Origin of the sequence: Culturomica massiliensis (assembly GCF_900091655.1) — a bacterium.
GTDB classification, from domain to species: domain Bacteria; phylum Bacteroidota; class Bacteroidia; order Bacteroidales; family Marinifilaceae; genus Culturomica; species Culturomica massiliensis.
This window is the reverse complement of the sequence record NZ_LT594621.1, coordinates 3,739,917-3,758,302: the sequence shown is the minus strand read 5'-3', so window position 1 is coordinate 3,758,302 and position 18,386 is coordinate 3,739,917. Positions and strand designations below refer to the sequence as shown.

The window sequence follows — 18,386 nt, the reverse complement described above, 5'->3', positions numbered from 1 at the left end:
TAAGTGCCGAGTCAGCAATTCAAAGTTATCAAACTTTATCCATACCTGATTCAAGCACGTATTTTATTTCGCAACAAAAATCGATCAGACCTGAGCATTCTTTACGCCGGCCCAACCGATCAAAATCATAATGAAAGCAACCAAATTCAAGATCGGAGCAACAACAGCTAAAATCACGGTTAACATCAAACCATAACCGATCAGGTTCAACAAATAAGCGACATACAATTTAGATACGCCACTCAATGCTGTTGCCGGAAATGTCGTTGATTTCTTCAACTGGGCAAATGCCATCACGCAAAGGATACATCCCACAATGTTCAAGATACCGCTGATAATGCTGCCGACAATGGTTCCGAGCAAAGGAACGATCGAGAAAAGAACGGAAACACAAGCTCCGATAATCAAAAGAATAGCAGCTAATTTTACCTTACCAATAGCAGATGCGTCTTCTCCCTGTAATATTCCCTGCAATTCACCCAATCCCATAAGATAAAGCACATATCCTAAAATTGTAGCTATACCGGTCAGCACACCGATCCATAAAGCAGCTCCAAGACTTCCGGATAAAGCAAGAATGACAGCAAACAAGCCTCCGACAATTCCTGACAACGAAAACAATAACACACCGCTGAAAATTTTTGAAGTGGATGTTTTCCACACAGCACCATTTAATTCCATAGTAATAAATTTTTGTTAAACATTAGTAATTATCTCATTTCTAAAACATAAATAAGCTGCACCTCGCTATAAAAACGGACACAATATTCCATATGCCTACAAATATAAAAATATTTCACTTATTAAGCAATTTATTACTCTTTTTTACACTTTTCTTTTAATATTAGCACAGACAAAGCGGAATGCCATATTTATTCGTTACCTTTGTTCCAACAAAACAACAACTATGGCTTTTTTTTACAATATAGGCATCAGAGCTTATAGCACAGCAATCCGGCTGGCAGCTCCATTCAATGAAAAAGCAGCATTATGGCTAAAAGGTAGAAAAAACATACGCAAACAGATTGCGGCAATCCCCCGGGGTTCCAAACGCCTGATATGGTTTCATGCTGCTTCTCTCGGAGAATTCGAACAAGGACGTCCGGTGATGGAAGCCCTGAAAAAAGAGCAACCGGATACACAAATACTACTTACCTTTTTCTCCCCCTCCGGTTATGAAATCCGTAAAAATTATAACGGAGCCGATCATATTCTTTACCTTCCGGCAGATACTCCGGGCAATGCCCGCTTTTTTATCAACCGGTTAAAGCCTGATGCAGCCGTATTTATCAAATATGAATTCTGGTACAATTATTTGCATGAGTTGTCGGAACATAATATTCCCGTATACCTGATATCGGCTATTTTCCGTAAAGAACAGCCATTTTTCAAAAATTGGGGCGGATTACATCGGAAAATGCTGCATTTTTTTACCCGGCTTTTCGTTCAGGACAACGAATCCGTACAATTATTAGCCTCCATCGGTATAAAAAATACAGAACTTACCGGAGATACCCGATTCGACCGGGTAAAACAAATCGCTGCGCAAGCTAAAAACATCGGAAAAGTTGAACTATTCCTGAACAGAACACCTGCGGTCGTCTGTGGCAGCACATGGCCTCCCGACGAAGAGATACTGATCGATTACATAAACCAATACCAAGGCGCTTATAAATGGATTTTAACCCCTCACGAAATCGGTGAAAATCATATCAAGTCGATCATGGAAAAATGCCAAAAGAGCATCGTGCGCTATACCGACGAATCAGCCGATTACAGTTCGGCCGAGGTGCTGATTATCGATTGTATCGGCTTGCTGTCAGCCATTTACCGCTACGGCAAAATAGCTTATATCGGCGGAGGTTTCGGAGTCGGCATCCACAATACTTTAGAGGCTGCCGTCTATGGTATTCCGGTCATATTCGGCCCCAAATACCGGAAGTTCAAAGAAGCTGTAAGCCTGATCCAGGAAGGAGGTGCATTTACAATCCAAAACGGGAACGAATTGAACGCTATACTGGACAGTCTGATGGAAAATCCGGAAATAGCCGGAACAGCGGGTAAAAAAGCCGTGGCCTACGTCAACAGCCAATTGGGAGCCACCGAATGTATCATGAAATATTTGAAACCGTAAATCTGCAATTAAAACCTCATTTCTAAATTGACGATTTCAGATTCCGGTTCCTTTCTACAAACAAAGGTTCGTCCCACAATGCCCGATCATTACAACCGGGAACAGACCGGAAAATCAGAAATACAATAAGCGACACCCGGTAAAAGGGAAGCAAAATCAAGAACCGCATGCAATTAAAGTGTTCAATGTCTCTCTAAAAGGCGGCCGGGCAATCCCTTTTTCCGTAATTATTGCCGTAATTAAGCTGTGATCCGTTACATCAAAAGCCGGATTATATACTTGTACTCCCTCCGGGGCCATTCGCTGCACATACCATTTTTCAGTCACCTCTTCCGGAGCTCTCTCCTCAACCGTAATCGCGTCTCCGGTCGGACTTTGAAAATCAATTGTAGAGGTCGGACCGAGCACATAAAAAGGAATACCGTAATATTTAGCCATCACAGCGACACCGGAAGTTCCGATTTTATTGGCAACATCTCCGTTGGCAGCGATCCTGTCGCAACCGACCAATACGGCCTGTATTTTCCCCTGCTTCATAACTACAGATGCCATATTGTCACATATCAATGTAACCTCTATACCGGAACGCTGCAATTCAAAGGCGGTAAGTCGCGCCCCCTGTAACAGAGGACGGGTTTCATCCGCAAAAACATGAAAATGATACCCTTTTTCCTGACCTGCATAAATCGGAGCCAAGGCGGTACCACAACCCGATACAGCAAGCTTTCCGGCATTACAATGCGTTAAAATCCCCATTCCCGGTTTCAGCAACTTCAATCCCCATTCCCCGATACGACGACAAGCTTCCTGATCCTCCGCATGAATCTGCTCTGCCTCCCGTATCAATGCAGCCTTTATTTCTTCCACCTCTTTTGTGCGGTAACGCTTCACACACGCCTCCATCCGGTCAAGAGCCGTAAACAAATTCACGGCTGTCGGCCGGGAAGAACCCAAATATGTCTTTAACCTACAAAATTCATTTTCGAAACCGGCAACGTCATTGCCCTTAATATTCCGGGCACACACCGCGATTCCATAAGCGGCAGCAACACCGATGGCAGGAGCACCCCGAACTTTCAACTGATAAATGGCCTCCCGGATCTCTTCTGCTGTTCCCAAAGAAAGGTAAGACTCTTTCCCGGGCAACTTTGTCTGATCCAGTATCCGCAATACATTATTCTGCCAATCGACTTCCAGTGTTATAATATTTGCAGCAACATTCATGACTCAAACTTTTTACGTAATGTTTTCAATGCTTCCCGCTCCTTTTCCGTAAACGGTTGTATACATTCCCCCCGACATGCCACCAAATGGGTAACCTGGCAATAGGCTTCCAGATTCTCCATTTTCCAATACGCTTCCTCAACTGTTTTACCCCAGGTTATCGCACCGTGTCCCTGCATAATCACAGCGCTGCGTCCGGGAGCTAACCCGCACATACAAGCTTCTATTTCCGGGGAACCGGGTGTTGCATAAGGGGCCAACCCTATCTCACCTAAAAAAATTTCAGCCTCGGCTATTACACCTGCGGGAGGCAACTGTCCGCAAAGGGCATAAGAGGTCGCATAGGGAGGATGAGCATGTACACAAGCCCGCGCCAGCGGATTATTCCGCATGATCGCCAAATGGGTCTTTATCTCACTTGTACTACGCCGCTTCCCCGCCAACAAATCTCCCGCCATATTCACCAGGCAGAGATCTTCGGAACTCATAAATCCCTTGGACATATATGTAGGCGTACACAAAACGGTATCTTCGTCCAGACGGACACTGATATTGCCCCCGTTACCATCTACGTACCCCCGCTGCCACATTCTTCTGCCCAAATCACAAATCAAAAGCTTTAGTTGCTCTGTCGTTTCCGAATAAAAAATATCGGTATATGTTCCCATAATTCATTGCGTCAAAAGTCCGGCCAATCGCCCTATTTCAAAAAAAGCTGCCCGAAAGCAGCCTTTCTATATCTTCATATAAACTGTAAATTTTAAATTGCCTGACAACCTGATCTGTTATCAAATTCTTTTAATCTAAAATCGTAAATCTACAATCTAAAATTAAAACCTTCTATTTCAACCAAGATTTCAATGTCTCGATTATATCCTGCCGGGTGATTTCTTCAAAATGTTTAATCCGACAGCCGTGGTGCATATCTCCCTTTACGTATTTTTTACACTTCGAGTTATTTTTCAAATCAACAGATGTAGCTCCCCACGGATCCAAGCCTCCGTAAATAAAAAGCATCTTCTCCGCATCCGTCTGCAACCAGTGATTGATAGCCTTCATCTGTTTATCATTAAACGGAGGTAATTCCAAACCTTCTGGCATCGTAAAAGTAAACGTAATATCCTCCTTATCGGACAGGTATTTTTTAAACGGTTTCACCTTATAATCGTACATCCCGATTTCTGTCAAAGCAGCATAAAAGAAAGGCTGTTGCTGAACAATATGCTTATCTTCAAAAAAAGAAGGATCGGATACCTCCATCAAATTGTTATAGATAACATCAATGTCGTCATCATCTTCGGGAATATTACTGCAATGGTGTCCCCACTGCCAAAAGGCAAACGGATACTCCAGAATCATCAATTGCACAACCCGTTTCAAACCGCCTGCCATCTCAAAAGTATATCCTTTGTCTTCGGCATATTCGGCAACCTTCGGAACCAATGCATCGATATTTGCAAAACAAAGTTCCTGAAATTTGTGAATACTCCAATTGCAATCGTTACCCTCACTACTTCCGAAAAAGTAACGTCCCAGCCCACCTTTAGGCGAACCGACCCTATCCAGGAATTTTTGTATCCTGGGATCCACATATTCCAGATTCAACGGGGCTACATAAGGCACACTGATATCCACATCCTCCGGATAAAAATAACGATGGAAAATCGTTGTTTGTCCTCCCTTGCTGATACCCGTAGTAATCCATTTTGAGTCCGGGTAAATGGCTTTCTTTATCGCCTGAATCACCTCATGCTGGTCTGTCGCAGCCTGTTTGATCGTCAGATATTTCCAGGGTACACCGCCTGCAGGTACGCTATTATTAAAAAAACGATGCTCGATCGTCAATTGATTTCCATCCAACAAATTAGCCAATTCTCCTGCTTCCGGAGTCCAGATATTGTATCCTTGAATCTCAACAATCACCGGTGCCTGCTGCTTTTTTTTATGCCCCAACAAAACCCGTTGCTTAAAACTGCCTAAAGCAGGATTTTCATGATCAACCGGCTGCTCATACCAAAACTCATAATACTCATCAAAAGAATCAATTTTCATTTCTTTAATGTCGCTGACTCCCTTGATTTGCTGCAACTTTTCACGTATGCCACTTTCTGCCCATACCGCTCCTGTCAAAATAAACAGGAAACACAAAAAGAAAAATAGTCTCTTCATCTGTACACATTTTTATAGGCGCAAGATATAAATTTAAATTTTAAATTTTACTGACTTTATCCAGTTTATATCCGAAGCGTTATCCATCGGCGATTCGCCACCAATTAATCACTTTATTCAGAACAGTTTAAACCATCAAACGACATCTATATAAATTGTAAATTTCAGATTGTAAATTTTAAATTACCTGACAACCTGATCCGTTATCAAATTCTTTTAATCTACAATCGTCAATCTAAAATTCTCTTTAGTGTTGGTTTGTGAGTATAATCTAAAATCGTAAATCTAAAATCTAAAATTCTCTTTAGCGCTGGCTTGTGTGTTTAATCTAAAATCTACAATCGTAAATCTAAAATTCTCTTTAGTGTTGGCTTGTGCGCTCAATCTAAAATCGTCAATCGTAAATCTAAAATCTACAATCAAAACGTTCTATTTTTTACAGCGTATTAATTTCCGAATTTTCAGACTATATTTGTCGACCCGTAAATAACGGGACCTGTTTTTATTGAAACAATATATCCGTGTCTTCAATAAGACACATTTAAATATGAGCTATTTTACCACTTTTAAAGAAGATTATAAAGCCATCCTACGTTTGGGGCTTCCGATTGTCATCGGACAGTTGGGAATCGTCATCGTCGGACTGGCAGACAACATGATGGTAGGCCAATACGCTACACTGGATTTAGCAGCGGCCTCTTTTGTCAATAGTGTTTTCAACATCCCCATACTTTTCGGGCTCGGATTTTCGTACGGTCTGACTCCTTTAGTCGGACAGTTTTTCGGAAAACGTGACAAATTCAAAATCGGACAATTATTACGTAACAGTCTCCTCGTCAACGGGTGTATAGGACTGCTCATGACCGTACTCATGTTTATCATGTACCTGAACATAGACAGGATGGGACAGCCGGAAGAGCTTTTACCCTTAATACGGCCTTACTTTTTATTACATCTGGCCTCTTTGCTTTTCGTCATGCTTTTCAACTCATTCAAACAATTTGCCGACGGGATAACCGATACACGGACCCCCATGTATATTATGCTCTCTGCAAACGTACTGAACATCATAGGCAATTACATATTCATATACGGTAAATTCGGCTGTCCGGCAATGGGAGTCGTAGGCGCGGGAATTTCAACATTGATCGCCCGCATTGTCATGTTTGTGGCTTTTTTCATTCTATTTTACCGCAAAATCTATTATCGCCGTTATCTGGTCGGATACAAACGCAGTCATTACAATAAACCGGACATATTGGCTCTGAACAAAATGGGCTGGATGGTCGGCCTGCAAATGGGCCTTGAAAACGGACTTTTCAGCGTCACCGGCATTATGGTCGGCTGGCTGGACAAAGGGAGCATTGCTTTGGCCGCACACCAGGTCGTCATTGCAATTTCAACCCTGGGATTTATGATTTACTATGGAGTGGGTGCCGCTATATCCGTACGTGTCAGTAACTTTGTCGGCAGCGGCAACATCGCAGCCGTACGTAAAACGACCGTAGCCGGTTATCACCTCATCCTTTGCCTGGCATTGACCGTCTCTTTTATTTTTCTGATTTTCCGGAATCACGTCGGAATTCTCTTTACCGATGCTCCGGAAGTTCTGTCTATCGTCTCCGTACTGATATATTTCTTACTGGCATTCCAGTTCGGCGATTCTTTACAAATAACGTTTGCCAATGCTTTACGGGGGATGGGAGATGTCGTATCGATGGCCATCGTTTCTTTTATCGGATATTTTCTGATCGCGTTGCCTATCTGCTACATTTTCGGGTTTATCCTGAACTGGGGATTATACGGAATATGGCTGGGTTACCCTATCGGCCTCACACTAACCGGTATCATGCTGTGCGCCCGTTTTTATTATATCACCCGAAATTGGCATAAACGAACTTAAAAATGTATATTTACCTATGTTTTAATTTTAGATTTACGATTTACGATTTTAGATTATACCCACAAACCAACGCTAAAGAAAATTGTAGATTTTAGATTGATGATTTTAGATTAAACACACAAACCAACGCTAAAGAGAATTTTAGATTGTAGATTGTAGATTGTAGATTAAAAGAATTTGATAACGGATCAGTTGCCAGGTAATTTATAATTTACAACCTGAAACTTATAATTTAATAAAGAAAATGCTCAATCACAAAAGAATACTCATTACCGGAGGAACCGGCTTTTTCGGAAAAAAATTTACAGAAACGGTCTTACAACTATATCCGGAAATCCGGGAAATCGTCATCCTTTCCAAAGATTCGGAAAAACAGAGCCTGATGAAACAACAATTCTCTAAGGCTCCGGTTTCCTTCGTATGCGGCGACATAGCCGATCCGTCAATAGTAGACCGGGCTTGCCGGGACATCGACCTCATCATCCATACCGCAGCCGTACGTCTCGTTCCCGAAGCAGAAGCCGAGCCATGGCAAGCCATCACGACAAATATACAAGGGGCAAAAAACCTGATTAATTCAGCCATCCGGCATAAAACAGCCCGGTTGTTGGCTTTATCCACTGATATGGCTTCCCTGGCAAATAATGTGTACGGAGCGACAAAAATGTTATCCGACCGGCTTTTTATAGCCGCTCACAAACAACATCCCGATTTTAAACCGACAATCGTCCGGCTGGGAAATATTTTAGGATCAACAGGTACCGTTATACCTTTTTTCCTGCGGAAAGCCCGGGAAGAAAAGCGTTTTCCCGTTACCGACCCTCAAATGACCCGTTTTATGGCTACGGGAGAAGAATGCATAAAAACAGTCCTTCGAATACTGTCTGAAAGTAAAGGCGGGGAGATCATCTCTCCAAAATTCAAATCCTATAATATACTGACGATCACTCAGGCTATCGACCCGGAAGCCCGGGTAGATATTATCGGTCTCCGTCCGGGAGAAAAACTATATGAAGAAATGGTCACCCGTTATGAATCCTTCTACACCATCGAAAACAAAGACAGCTATATCATTGTTCCTCCCTATGCCGATAAAGAGGAATATTGTATGCACTATTCGGCCGTACCTGTTCCCGTGGGTTTTGAGTTCAACTCCCAGAACAACCCCGATAAAATCAATGTAGAAGAAATGAAAAGCTTAATCAAGATTTATTAAATACAGATTTCAGACTGACGATTATAAATTATATCCACCATCCTGTCAAGAGAGAAACCCTAAATCATATAAACCTTATTTACCCGTCCGGATAAATTCCCGGATTCCGGCATACCCTTTTTCCCGATCGGCAAAATGTACGACATGAAATCCCATGGATTGCGCCACATCAACATTTTTCTCCAGATCATCGACGAATAATGTCTCCGAAGGATGAAGTCCGAATCGGGTCGTCAGCAACCGGTAAATCGCCATATCCGGTTTTACCAGCTTTTCAATACCCGAAATAATCTGTCCTTTAAAATAATGAAAAAACTCCCGGGGTTTTAAATATTCATAAAACTCGACAGACATATTTGAAAGACAATACAAACTATATCCTTCTTCTGCCAATTGACGGATCAAACGAACCGTCTCCGGAATATCCGTCAAGGAGAATTTGACAAATTCCACCAACTCCCGGCATTCTTCTACCGGGAATCCGGACAAAGAAGACATCAGATCGATAATTTCCTTTTCCGTATACGTTCCCCGATCAAATTCAGTCCAGTATTGCTGAAAAAAATCATGATCGAGCAAATACCGGAGCAAAGCGCGGTTGCCTTGAAAATTCGCCTCTACTTTCCGGGGATTCCAGTCCAATACAACCCCTCCCAAATCAAATACAATATTCTTCATATATAAACTTATAAAATCAAAAATCAATAATAATACCTACCGACGGCAGAACCGTTCCTCCCAGTTCATTTTTAATTGTACGCATCAGATAATATCCCTCTCTGTCAGGATCTTTCTGATAACTGCCGTCCGGATTCTCCACCGGTACCGGAATAGCGGGTCCCAAAGCTTTATAATTATAAATATTCTGTATATCGGCATACAAAATCAAAGCCCATTTCCGAAAATAAAAACTACGGTCTACCCGAATATCCAATTGATGAAAAGCCGGCAAACGTCCCGTATTGAAACGGGAATAATCGTAATAAGGTTGATGTTTGGCATCCCAGGCTTCTATCCGCGAAGAAGTTTCCCTGTCGTAAGAAGTATAGGGACCTCCCGCAACATATCTCCATTTCAGACCAAAATCCCAATTCTTACCGACCTTACGGGTAGCCGTCAAAGAGAAAATATGACGGTTATCCCAGCTACTCGGAATATAATGTCCGGTCGGATGCAACTGATGATCCAAGGCCTTGAACTCCGAATAATACCACGTATAGGCCAAAGAAGCCACTATTCCGTAAAATTCCTGGGTCCTCAGCATCAATTCCAGACCATAAGCACGTCCTTCCCCTACCGGCCTAACCGGCTCATCGCCGACGGCAACATAATCGGTTCCTTTATTGGCCAACGCTACCGAATCGATCAGGGATACCGGATAACGGTCGTAAGTCTTATAAAAACCTTCCAACGTAATCTTTGTCAGGGCTCCCGGGCGGTACTCCAAGCCCGCCACATAATGACCGGAACCGATATAACCGGTTTTAGTAGCCTTATTCAACAATACCCCCCTGGAGTCAGCATATCCTAAAGTCGTATAAGCCGGCAATTGATAATACCGGCCGATATTTCCGTTCAACGACCACTGTTCACTCAAGGCATAAGAGAAGGAAAAACGGGGAGAAAATTGACGGAACAAATCACCGGTTTCACTTGTATAACTACAACCGTCAAACCGGGCTCCGAACGACAACAACAACCGTTCCTGAAAAAAAGCCTTGGATACCTGTCCGAATACAGCCCATTTCCACATGTTCAACTCCCGCGAATAATCCTGAACAGCCGCTTCTCCGCCGACAAACATTCTCCGGAATGTGGTATTGTTGTACTGCGCATATTCCAGGGCAGCTCCTACATTCAGTTTATATCCTGCAGAAGTCAGCCGGCGATGCTCAAACCGGAATTTATTTTCGGTTTCCCCCGAGCGGAAATCCACGGTTTTAGGTTTATGTTCATCGTTATCCGTATACTTTTCAATCTTATTATGCAATCCGCTCCGGCTCAATACAAACAAATGATGCCAATTGTTTCCGTAATGTTTGAATGTCGCCCCGACAGTATAGCTCCACTGCCGGCTTTCCGGCAACCAATTCAACAAATATTTCTGACCGTCGTCCGGATCTTTCATATCGGTATTCAGATGATTCACATCATAAGCACCGATCCCCAGTATGGTCAGCTCGTTTTTCGGATTAAAACGAGTGACGGTCTTAAACTGGAAATCATTATACACCGGCAAAAAAGGAAGTCCGATAATTCCAAACAACATTTTCAGATAACTCCGCCGGGCAGATACCAAAAAAGTCGTTTTAGGCAGTAAAGGTCCGTCTAAAGACAACCCATAGTCTGTCGCCCCCACGGTAGCCCTTACCTTGATCCGGTCGGGATTGCCTTCTATCTGATGAAAATCGAGCATAGAGCTAAGCATATTTCCACAGGCAGCAGGAAAAGCTCCGGAATAAAAATTTACTTCACGCACAAAATCGATATTCACAATACTAACTACCCCACCGGAAGCTCCTTGTGTCGCAAAATGATTCAAGTTGGGCAATTCCACCTCGTCCAGATAAAAACGATTTTCCGCAGGTCCTCCGCCCCTTACCACAAAATCATTCCGAAAGGCAGGAGAGGAGAGCACCCCGGGCATAGACTGCACAACTTTTGAAATATCACGGTTTCCTCCCGGATTTTTTTCTATTTCAGCAATTCCGATTCGTTGCAAGGAAACAGGACTGTCGGCCGTCTTACGGTAAGGGCTGGCTTTCACAGTAACCTGTTCCAATGCCGTCGCCTCTATTTCCAAACCCACATTTTCAGTCCGCTCTGCTGCCGTATTGACCATAAATTCACCAGTCACATGGGTTTTATACCCAATGCTACTGACTTCCAGGCGAACAAAACCAGGTGTGACATTTTCAAGCCGGAACTGTCCGTTTTCATCTGCGGCAACACCTATAGTCGTTCCATAAAGGAGGACATTGGCAAAAGGGATACCTTCCTGACTGACGGCATCAAAAACACGTCCTTTAACGACACAGCGATTTTGAGCCTTCAATGTCTGACCGAAAATCAGCAAACCTATCAACCCCAAAAGAATACGATACTTCATTCATGTATTTTTTAGTATATGACAATTTCATCTGCAAACATAAACCCTTTTTGCTTTAGAGCAAACAACCGGATATAACGGGCATGTTCCTTAAAATGTAACGTAAAATCCTTGAAACAAAGTTCCGGCCGGTCATCCGGAATATCATTTACGACTTTCCCGACTTCCCGGAAATGATTTCCATCCTCCGAAACACTGACTTTCACATAACGGGGCATATATACTCCCGGACCGGTGAGTTGCATAAATTTCACCGATACATACCCTAAATCCATATTTTCTCCCATATCTATCGTCACATCTATATGCTTCAAAAAACCTTGCCAGCAGCCGTCATGATAAGTCAGACCTCCCCGGTAACCGTCCGTCAGTGTCCCTGCTCCGGCTGCAGGATAAGCCCCGCTGTAATTCGTATGGTATACGACCGGCTTCCCGATTGCCCGGTGATAGTCGAACCGGGCCGAAGAAATATAACCGGAACGTTTACCCCCTTCAAACAAAGCGGCCTTTATCCGTCCGGAATCCCGGATAACAACAGGTGTCGTATAAAGGGCCGAATTTTGATCCGGTAACGTTCCGTCCACGGTATACCGAATCTCCGGTCTGTATTTTTCATTGCCGAAAGTCACGTTGATCTGTTTGCGGACAGTGTCTACCTCCGCCTGCATATCAATCCGGTCGCTCAACTCAAAAACACAAACACCCCTCTTCTTCAACCATTGAATGTGTGTAGCCACACGCCTTTTAAAATCCGCCGAATCTTTTTTCCCGCGCGGCGTCCACAAAACCTCCGACAGAGCAAGCATACGCGGGAACACCATATATTCCACATGTTCGGGTGTCGCTATATACTCCGTCCACACATTCGCCTGGGCCCCTAAAATATGACGGGCTTCCTGCACGTTCAATTCCGGAGGCACCGGATTATATGAATATACTTTCAGGTACGGAGTAAAACCACCGATGGCATAAGGTTGTGTAACAGGGTCCGCCTGATAGGCATCGAAATAACAATATTCACCGGGCGTCATGATCACGTCATGACCGGACTTCGCCGCTGTAATTCCACCTTTCTCCCCCCGCCATGACATAACAATTGCATCTTCTGCCAAACCGCCTTCCAATATCTCGTCCCAACCAATTAGTTTACGTCCTTTGGAATGGATAAACTTCCCGACACGTTGTATAAAATAACTTTGTAATTCCGCCTCGTCCTTCAGATGTTCCTTTTTTATCCGTTCCTGACAATACCGACACTTCCGCCAATGTTTTTTAGAGGCTTCATCGCCTCCGATATGAATATATTCCGAAGGAAACAATTCCATAACAGTCGTCAATACCTTTTCGATAAAAGCAAACGTCTCTTCCTTACCGGCACAAAACTCACCGCTATCGCCGATATCACCGCTGCACCCCAATTCCGGGTAAGCATGCAATACTTCTTCCGAATGTCCCGGCATTTCAATCTCCGGAATAACGGTAATATGTCTTTCTGCCGCATAAGCGACAATATTGCGTATCTCCTTCTCCGTATAGTAACCGCCATAGGCCCCCGGATCATCTTTCAAAGCGTATTTGCGATCTCCGCCTACCCACCATTTGCGCCAATCTTCCTGTGTACGCCAGGCACCCTTTTCCACCAATCCGGGATATTGCCGGATTTCCAGCCGCCAGCCGCCGGCATCTGTCAAATGCCAATGAAAAGTATTGAACTTATAGTAACTCATCAAATCCAGATATTTATATATAAATTCAACCGGATAAAAATGCCGGGACACATCCAAATGCATTCCCCGGTAAGCAAAAGCCGGTTCGTCTTCTATTCGCAAAACCGGCAAACGCCAAAGCTGTTCCTTCGTATCGTAAAGAGAGGTGTCCGCCAGCAATTGCAGAAAGGTCTGCAATCCGTAAAACAATCCGGCAGAAGTTTTGGCCTTAAACTCAACCTTTTCCGGAGTAATCGCCAAGCGATAGCCCTCCGCAGGAATATCACTTAATGAATCCAATGCGAAACAAATTACATTCTGCCGGGCTGCGTCAGCGGAACGGATGGTCCACAATGTCTTTTCCTCAATCGCTTTCGTCAAATTATCTGCAATTCTGATTTCCTCCGAAAAAGAATTATACCGGAGGCAGGTCTTTTCATTCAGTTCAAAATATCCTTTTCCCAAAGCAATCTGTTTCGGCCGGGGTACGATTTGCAAATCGGTTATTTGCCAATCCGTCTTCTGAACCTCTTGTTTACAACCCACGAAAAAAAGAATCACGATACCGAACCACCACCGAATTTTCATATTCAAATCTTTTGTTGTTTCTCTATTTGACAAATATACAAAGGATTATGGAGACCCGAAAATAATATTTAACTTATTGATTTTTCACTAAAAATCCCCACAAGCCATGACCTGTGGGGAAAACTTTGAACATGAGTATTGAACATTAAGAACAGTTGATTTTACGCATAACTTCTGAAAAAAGATACAATAAATAAAAAAAATCCCCGAAGTGTTTGCAGATTTTCAAAAAATATCTACTTTTGCACCCGAGTTCTTTGCTCAGGTGGCGGAATTGGTAGACGCGCTGGACTCAAAATCCAGTATCCTCAACAGATGTGCGGGTTCGATTCCCGCTCTGAGTACTAAAACGGAGAAAATTAAAAATTTTCTCCGTTTTTTATTTTTTCCGAATTCATATTTTCCTTAAAATTGGAACTCAGCATTTACCTCATATAAATTGCAGATTTTAAATTGCCCGGCAATCTGGTCCGTTGTCTGATTCATTTAATCCGACATTGTAATTACAATTAAACAACAACCGGCACTAACGTACGAGCAATAAGGGACCTTTTTTGGTGTATTTTTTAGTCTTGATTTCCCGGCCCCGGGCAGTGATGATATAATAATAAGTTCCCGGACTGGCATATTTCCCGTGTATTTTTCCGTTCCAGCCTTCCTGCGGATCATCCCATTCATATACCTTGCGTCCCCACCGATTGATAATCACACCGTGAAAATATTCCAGAGATTGGGCCTTCACCTTGAATATGTCGTTTATACCGTCTCCGTTCGGCGTAAATACATTCGGCACTTCCACCAAAGAAGAGTCTACGACAATATAACGATCGATATAGGCCGTATCGGAACATTGATTGATTCCCCGGGTATTAACAACCACCAATTTTACATTATAGCTACCGGGATGCTCATAAATATAGGGCGGTAAATTCTGCTCGGTATAGATTCTTCCATCCAGCAAGCTATCTTCAACACTCATAGCTCCCGGTTGTATCTCCGTTGTATCTTTATACAAATACCATTCGAAAGACTGGGCATTCTCGCTGCGGTTATCAAAAGTTACCTCCAACGGAGCTTCCCCCTGCATCGGATCGGCACTGAACTCAGCCAAAGGGATATAAGAATGATAAGTAGCTTCATTGCTCTCCCAGTTCAAGCCGAAACGATCCCTGATTTTTACCCGGCATTGCACATCCCGGTATTCCCCTTCCACAAACTGTGAAATTTCCCGGTAATAATCCGGACTCGGAGCCAAAGTACGCTCCTTCCCTCCCCATACGACAGTATAAAGCGGATTTTCAGCCCCGGGATACCCGTTATATACGGGCGGATTCTCCACTCCTTCCAGCTTCAATGTGATATAATGGCAATCCATTTCATTCTCTATACCCAACCGGACCGGCATATGAACATAGAAAACCGTAAAACCGACTTCGATCGGATGTACCCCCTCTTTTTCCGCCCGGAAAAAATAAACACCGTTTCCCAACAAATCCACCGTTAAAGAAGTAGAATCTCCCTCATACATTACCGGCTGTGTACGTCCCTCGTATTCCCAGGCAAACTCCCAACCGGAAGAGCCGTCGGGCATAAACTGCACACGTCCGAAAGGAAGCGGATCATTTTGCGTATTCTTCACTGCATAAAAAGGAATTCCATTGTACTCCGTCCGCGCCACTTCATCACATCCTAAAAACAGGATTTGTCCCATCCCCCATTGAGTGCCCAACAAACACACCATCAATATCAAAACTCTTGTCATCTTCATACTTCTACCATTTTGACCGTACGCCAATCCTTAATTTATGCAATATTAATTAAAAAAACGATATTCTTTTTATCTTCCGGCAAAATTAAACAATCCCGGGACTTAATTGCCTGATTGAGGATTAATTTTTAATTTTACAGCCCTAAACATGAATTTATAAAGCTTCATATATACTGTGGATTTTTTAAACGAATTAAACGCCAATCAACGGGAAGCCGTCGCGAATACGGAAGGCCCCGCCTTAGTGATTGCGGGAGCAGGCTCCGGCAAAACCCGTGTATTGACTTACCGTATTGCCAATCTGCTCAGCAAAGGGATTCCGGCCTATAAAATTCTGGCACTGACTTTCACCAACAAGGCAGCCCGGGAAATGCAAAAACGCATCTCCCAGCTTGTCGGTTCTGAGAATGCAGCAAACTTATGGATGGGTACATTCCATTCCATCTTCTCGAAAATCCTCCGTTTTGAAGCTGAAAAACTGGGCTATACCTCTAATTTTACAATTTACGACACCCAGGATTCCAAAAACCTGATCAAGGCAATTATCAAAGACCTGAAACTGGACGACAAGACCTATAAGCCCAACGATGTATTGGGCCGGATTTCAATGGCCAAAAACAACCTCATCACAGCACAGGCTTATGCCCAATCTTCCCGCATCACGACAGCAGATGCAGCCGCCCGGAAACCCATGATCGCAGAGATATACAAACATTATCAAATGCGTTGCAGACAAAGCGACACCATGGATTTCGACGATTTATTGCTGCAAACCAATATTTTATTCCGGGACTTTCCGGAAATACTGGATAAATACCAGCAAAAATTCAACTATATCCTGGTCGACGAGTACCAGGATACCAATTATTCCCAGTATCTGATCATCAAAAAACTGTCAGAAAGGCATCACAACTTATGTGTTGTCGGAGACGATGCACAAAGCATATACTCCTTCCGGGGAGCCCGCATTGAAAATATTCTGAATTTCCGGAATGATTATCCCGACTACCGCCTCTTCAAACTGGAACAAAACTATCGTTCTACGACAACCATCGTCGAAGCGGCAAACAGTATCATCAATAAAAACAAAGAACAAATCCCAAAACGGGTTTTCTCTGAAAATGAGGAAGGAGAAAAAATAAAAATATTGCGAGCCTTATCGGATAAAGAAGAAGGGTTTCAGGTAACCAACGAAATTTTCAAACTGGCCAACTACGAACAGCAGGAATATTGTGATTTCGCTATACTTTACCGGACAAATGCCCAATCCCGTATCCTGGAAGAAGCTTTACGCAAACGGAACATCCCGTATAAAATATACGGCGGACAATCCTTCTACCAACGGAAAGAGATCAAAGACCTCCTGGCTTATTTCCGGCTGGCCGTCAACCAAAACGACGAAGAAGCTCTGAAACGAATCATCAATTACCCCAAACGGGGAATCGGCGATACCACCGTGGACAGGGTACGGGAAATTGCCCTTCAACACCGGGTCAGTATATGGACCGTGTTGTGTAACCTGGATAAAGTGACAGGTAACTTCAATGCACCGACGATCACAAAACTCAACAACTTCCGGCTACTGATCGAAAAGTTCACGGGACGGGTTTCAGAAGACAACGCATACGACATCGCCGTTTACATCGCACAAACCTCCGGAATCGTGGATGATTTATCTGTCGACAGTACGCCTGAAGGTATCTCACGCAAAGAAAACATCCAGGAGTTACTGAATGCAATCAAAGATTTCAGCGAAACAGCATATAAGGAAGGGGCCAATGAAAAATTGCCCGCTTTTCTGGAAGGCGTTGCCTTACTGACAGACCAGGACAGCGAAAAAGCAGAGGACAATAACAAGGTAACCCTCATGACAATCCACGCAGCCAAAGGTTTGGAATTCCCCAATGTCTTTATGACAGGTATCGAAGAAGAACTGTTTCCGGCCCAACAGAGCACCTCCACACCCTCCGCTCTGGAAGAAGAAAGACGCCTGTTTTACGTTGCCCTCACCCGGGCAGAAAAAAGAGTCGTTATATCTTATGCAAATTCCCGTTACCGGAATGGACAGATCGTTCCGACCCGGCCATCCCGGTTTATCTCAGAAATCGATCCTCATTATGTGGAAGGCTTTATAAGTCCCCGGAACGAATCGTCCGGCTTTAGACTCAAAACTCCCGTTTCTACTCATAAACCGACGATTTCTTTAGCCAAGCCGCCTGTAACCGATATCCCGGAATTAGACCGTTCGCGATTGAAACAAATCGAGCCCGGACAGGTCCTTCCCGGTATGATCATCTTCCATCCGACATTCGGGACGGGTAAGGTCATCGCCCTGGAAGGACTGGGCGTAAATAAAAAAGCAAAAGTTCTCTTTACAAAAGAAGGAAACAAAACGTTATTGTTAAAATTTGCAAAAATATATACACAAGAAGACTAATTATACTGTTTAAATAACCAAAAAAGCTTATCTTTGTCACACAATTCTAAAAAGTTCTCCGGCAAACAACAATTGTACTTTCCCGGAACTTTCCAAAAAAGGAAATAAAAATTTAAAGGCAAAGCAAGCCGT

Annotated in this window: 12 protein-coding genes and 1 tRNA gene; 5 read left to right on the top strand and 8 right to left on the bottom strand. The window is 43.4% G+C overall.

The features are described from left to right. Nucleotides 1-84: 84 nt before the first annotated feature. Nucleotides 85-681: a hypothetical protein gene (locus BN8908_RS16615; protein WP_021989069.1), complete on the bottom strand. Its 597-nt coding sequence runs from the start codon at nucleotides 679-681 to the stop codon at nucleotides 85-87. Between the two features lie 226 nt (nucleotides 682-907). On the opposite strand from BN8908_RS16615, the gene BN8908_RS16610 reads away from it, so the two are divergent. Then, a complete protein-coding gene (locus BN8908_RS16610; RefSeq protein ID WP_068691740.1) occupies nucleotides 908-2,134 on the top strand; it encodes a 3-deoxy-D-manno-octulosonic acid transferase in 1,227 nt (408 codons plus the stop codon). Between the two features lie 156 nt (nucleotides 2,135-2,290). On the opposite strand, the gene mtnA is transcribed toward BN8908_RS16610, so the two are convergent. From mtnA to BN8908_RS16595, 3 genes are all read right to left on the bottom strand, one after another. After that, nucleotides 2,291-3,358, bottom strand: a complete 1,068-nt coding sequence (mtnA, locus tag BN8908_RS16605; protein WP_068691738.1) for an S-methyl-5-thioribose-1-phosphate isomerase — start codon at nucleotides 3,356-3,358, stop codon at nucleotides 2,291-2,293. Then, nucleotides 3,355-4,026, bottom strand: a complete 672-nt coding sequence (locus BN8908_RS16600; protein ID WP_021989072.1) for a class II aldolase/adducin family protein — start codon at nucleotides 4,024-4,026, stop codon at nucleotides 3,355-3,357. Before BN8908_RS16600 ends, mtnA begins: the two co-directional genes overlap by 4 nt. A gap of 172 nt (nucleotides 4,027-4,198) precedes the next feature. Further along, entirely contained in the window at nucleotides 4,199-5,527 is a 1,329-nt protein-coding gene (locus BN8908_RS16595) for a S28 family serine protease (RefSeq protein WP_021989073.1), read from the bottom strand. A 547-nt stretch (nucleotides 5,528-6,074) separates the two neighbouring features. Here BN8908_RS16595 and BN8908_RS16590 point away from each other — a divergent pair. Together BN8908_RS16590 and BN8908_RS16585 are read left to right on the top strand one after the other, a co-directional pair. Continuing rightward, nucleotides 6,075-7,430: an MATE family efflux transporter gene (locus BN8908_RS16590; RefSeq protein WP_068691736.1), complete on the top strand. Its 1,356-nt coding sequence runs from the start codon at nucleotides 6,075-6,077 to the stop codon at nucleotides 7,428-7,430. Between the two features lie 244 nt (nucleotides 7,431-7,674). Next, complete coding sequence (locus BN8908_RS16585) at nucleotides 7,675-8,646, top strand: polysaccharide biosynthesis protein (protein WP_068691734.1); 972 nt, start codon at nucleotides 7,675-7,677, stop codon at nucleotides 8,644-8,646. A gap of 75 nt (nucleotides 8,647-8,721) precedes the next feature. Here BN8908_RS16585 and BN8908_RS16580 read toward each other — a convergent pair whose 3' ends face one another. From BN8908_RS16580 to BN8908_RS16570, 3 genes are read right to left on the bottom strand one after another with little or no spacing between them, the layout of a single operon-like run. Next, complete coding sequence (locus BN8908_RS16580; protein ID WP_021989076.1) at nucleotides 8,722-9,324, bottom strand: HAD family hydrolase; 603 nt, start codon at nucleotides 9,322-9,324, stop codon at nucleotides 8,722-8,724. A 16-nt stretch (nucleotides 9,325-9,340) separates the two neighbouring features. Further along, nucleotides 9,341-11,755 (bottom strand): TonB-dependent receptor, encoded by a 2,415-nt coding sequence (locus BN8908_RS16575; protein ID WP_068691732.1) that lies wholly within the window; start codon nucleotides 11,753-11,755, stop codon nucleotides 9,341-9,343. Nucleotides 11,756-11,766: 11 nt separating this feature from the next. Further along, nucleotides 11,767-14,049, bottom strand: a complete 2,283-nt coding sequence (locus BN8908_RS16570) for a glycoside hydrolase family 20 protein (protein ID WP_068691729.1) — start codon at nucleotides 14,047-14,049, stop codon at nucleotides 11,767-11,769. A 259-nt stretch (nucleotides 14,050-14,308) separates the two neighbouring features. On the opposite strand from BN8908_RS16570, the gene BN8908_RS16565 reads away from it, so the two are divergent. Further along, a tRNA-Leu gene (locus BN8908_RS16565) sits at nucleotides 14,309-14,393 on the top strand. A gap of 182 nt (nucleotides 14,394-14,575) precedes the next feature. On the opposite strand, the gene BN8908_RS16560 is transcribed toward BN8908_RS16565, so the two are convergent. Then, a complete protein-coding gene (locus BN8908_RS16560; protein WP_068691727.1) occupies nucleotides 14,576-15,817 on the bottom strand; it encodes a T9SS type B sorting domain-containing protein in 1,242 nt (413 codons plus the stop codon). 175 nt (nucleotides 15,818-15,992) lie between these two features. Here BN8908_RS16560 and BN8908_RS16555 point away from each other — a divergent pair, with 175 nt between their 5' ends. Further along, a complete protein-coding gene (locus BN8908_RS16555) occupies nucleotides 15,993-18,254 on the top strand; it encodes an ATP-dependent helicase (protein ID WP_068691725.1) in 2,262 nt (753 codons plus the stop codon). Nucleotides 18,255-18,386: the final 132 nt, after the last annotated feature.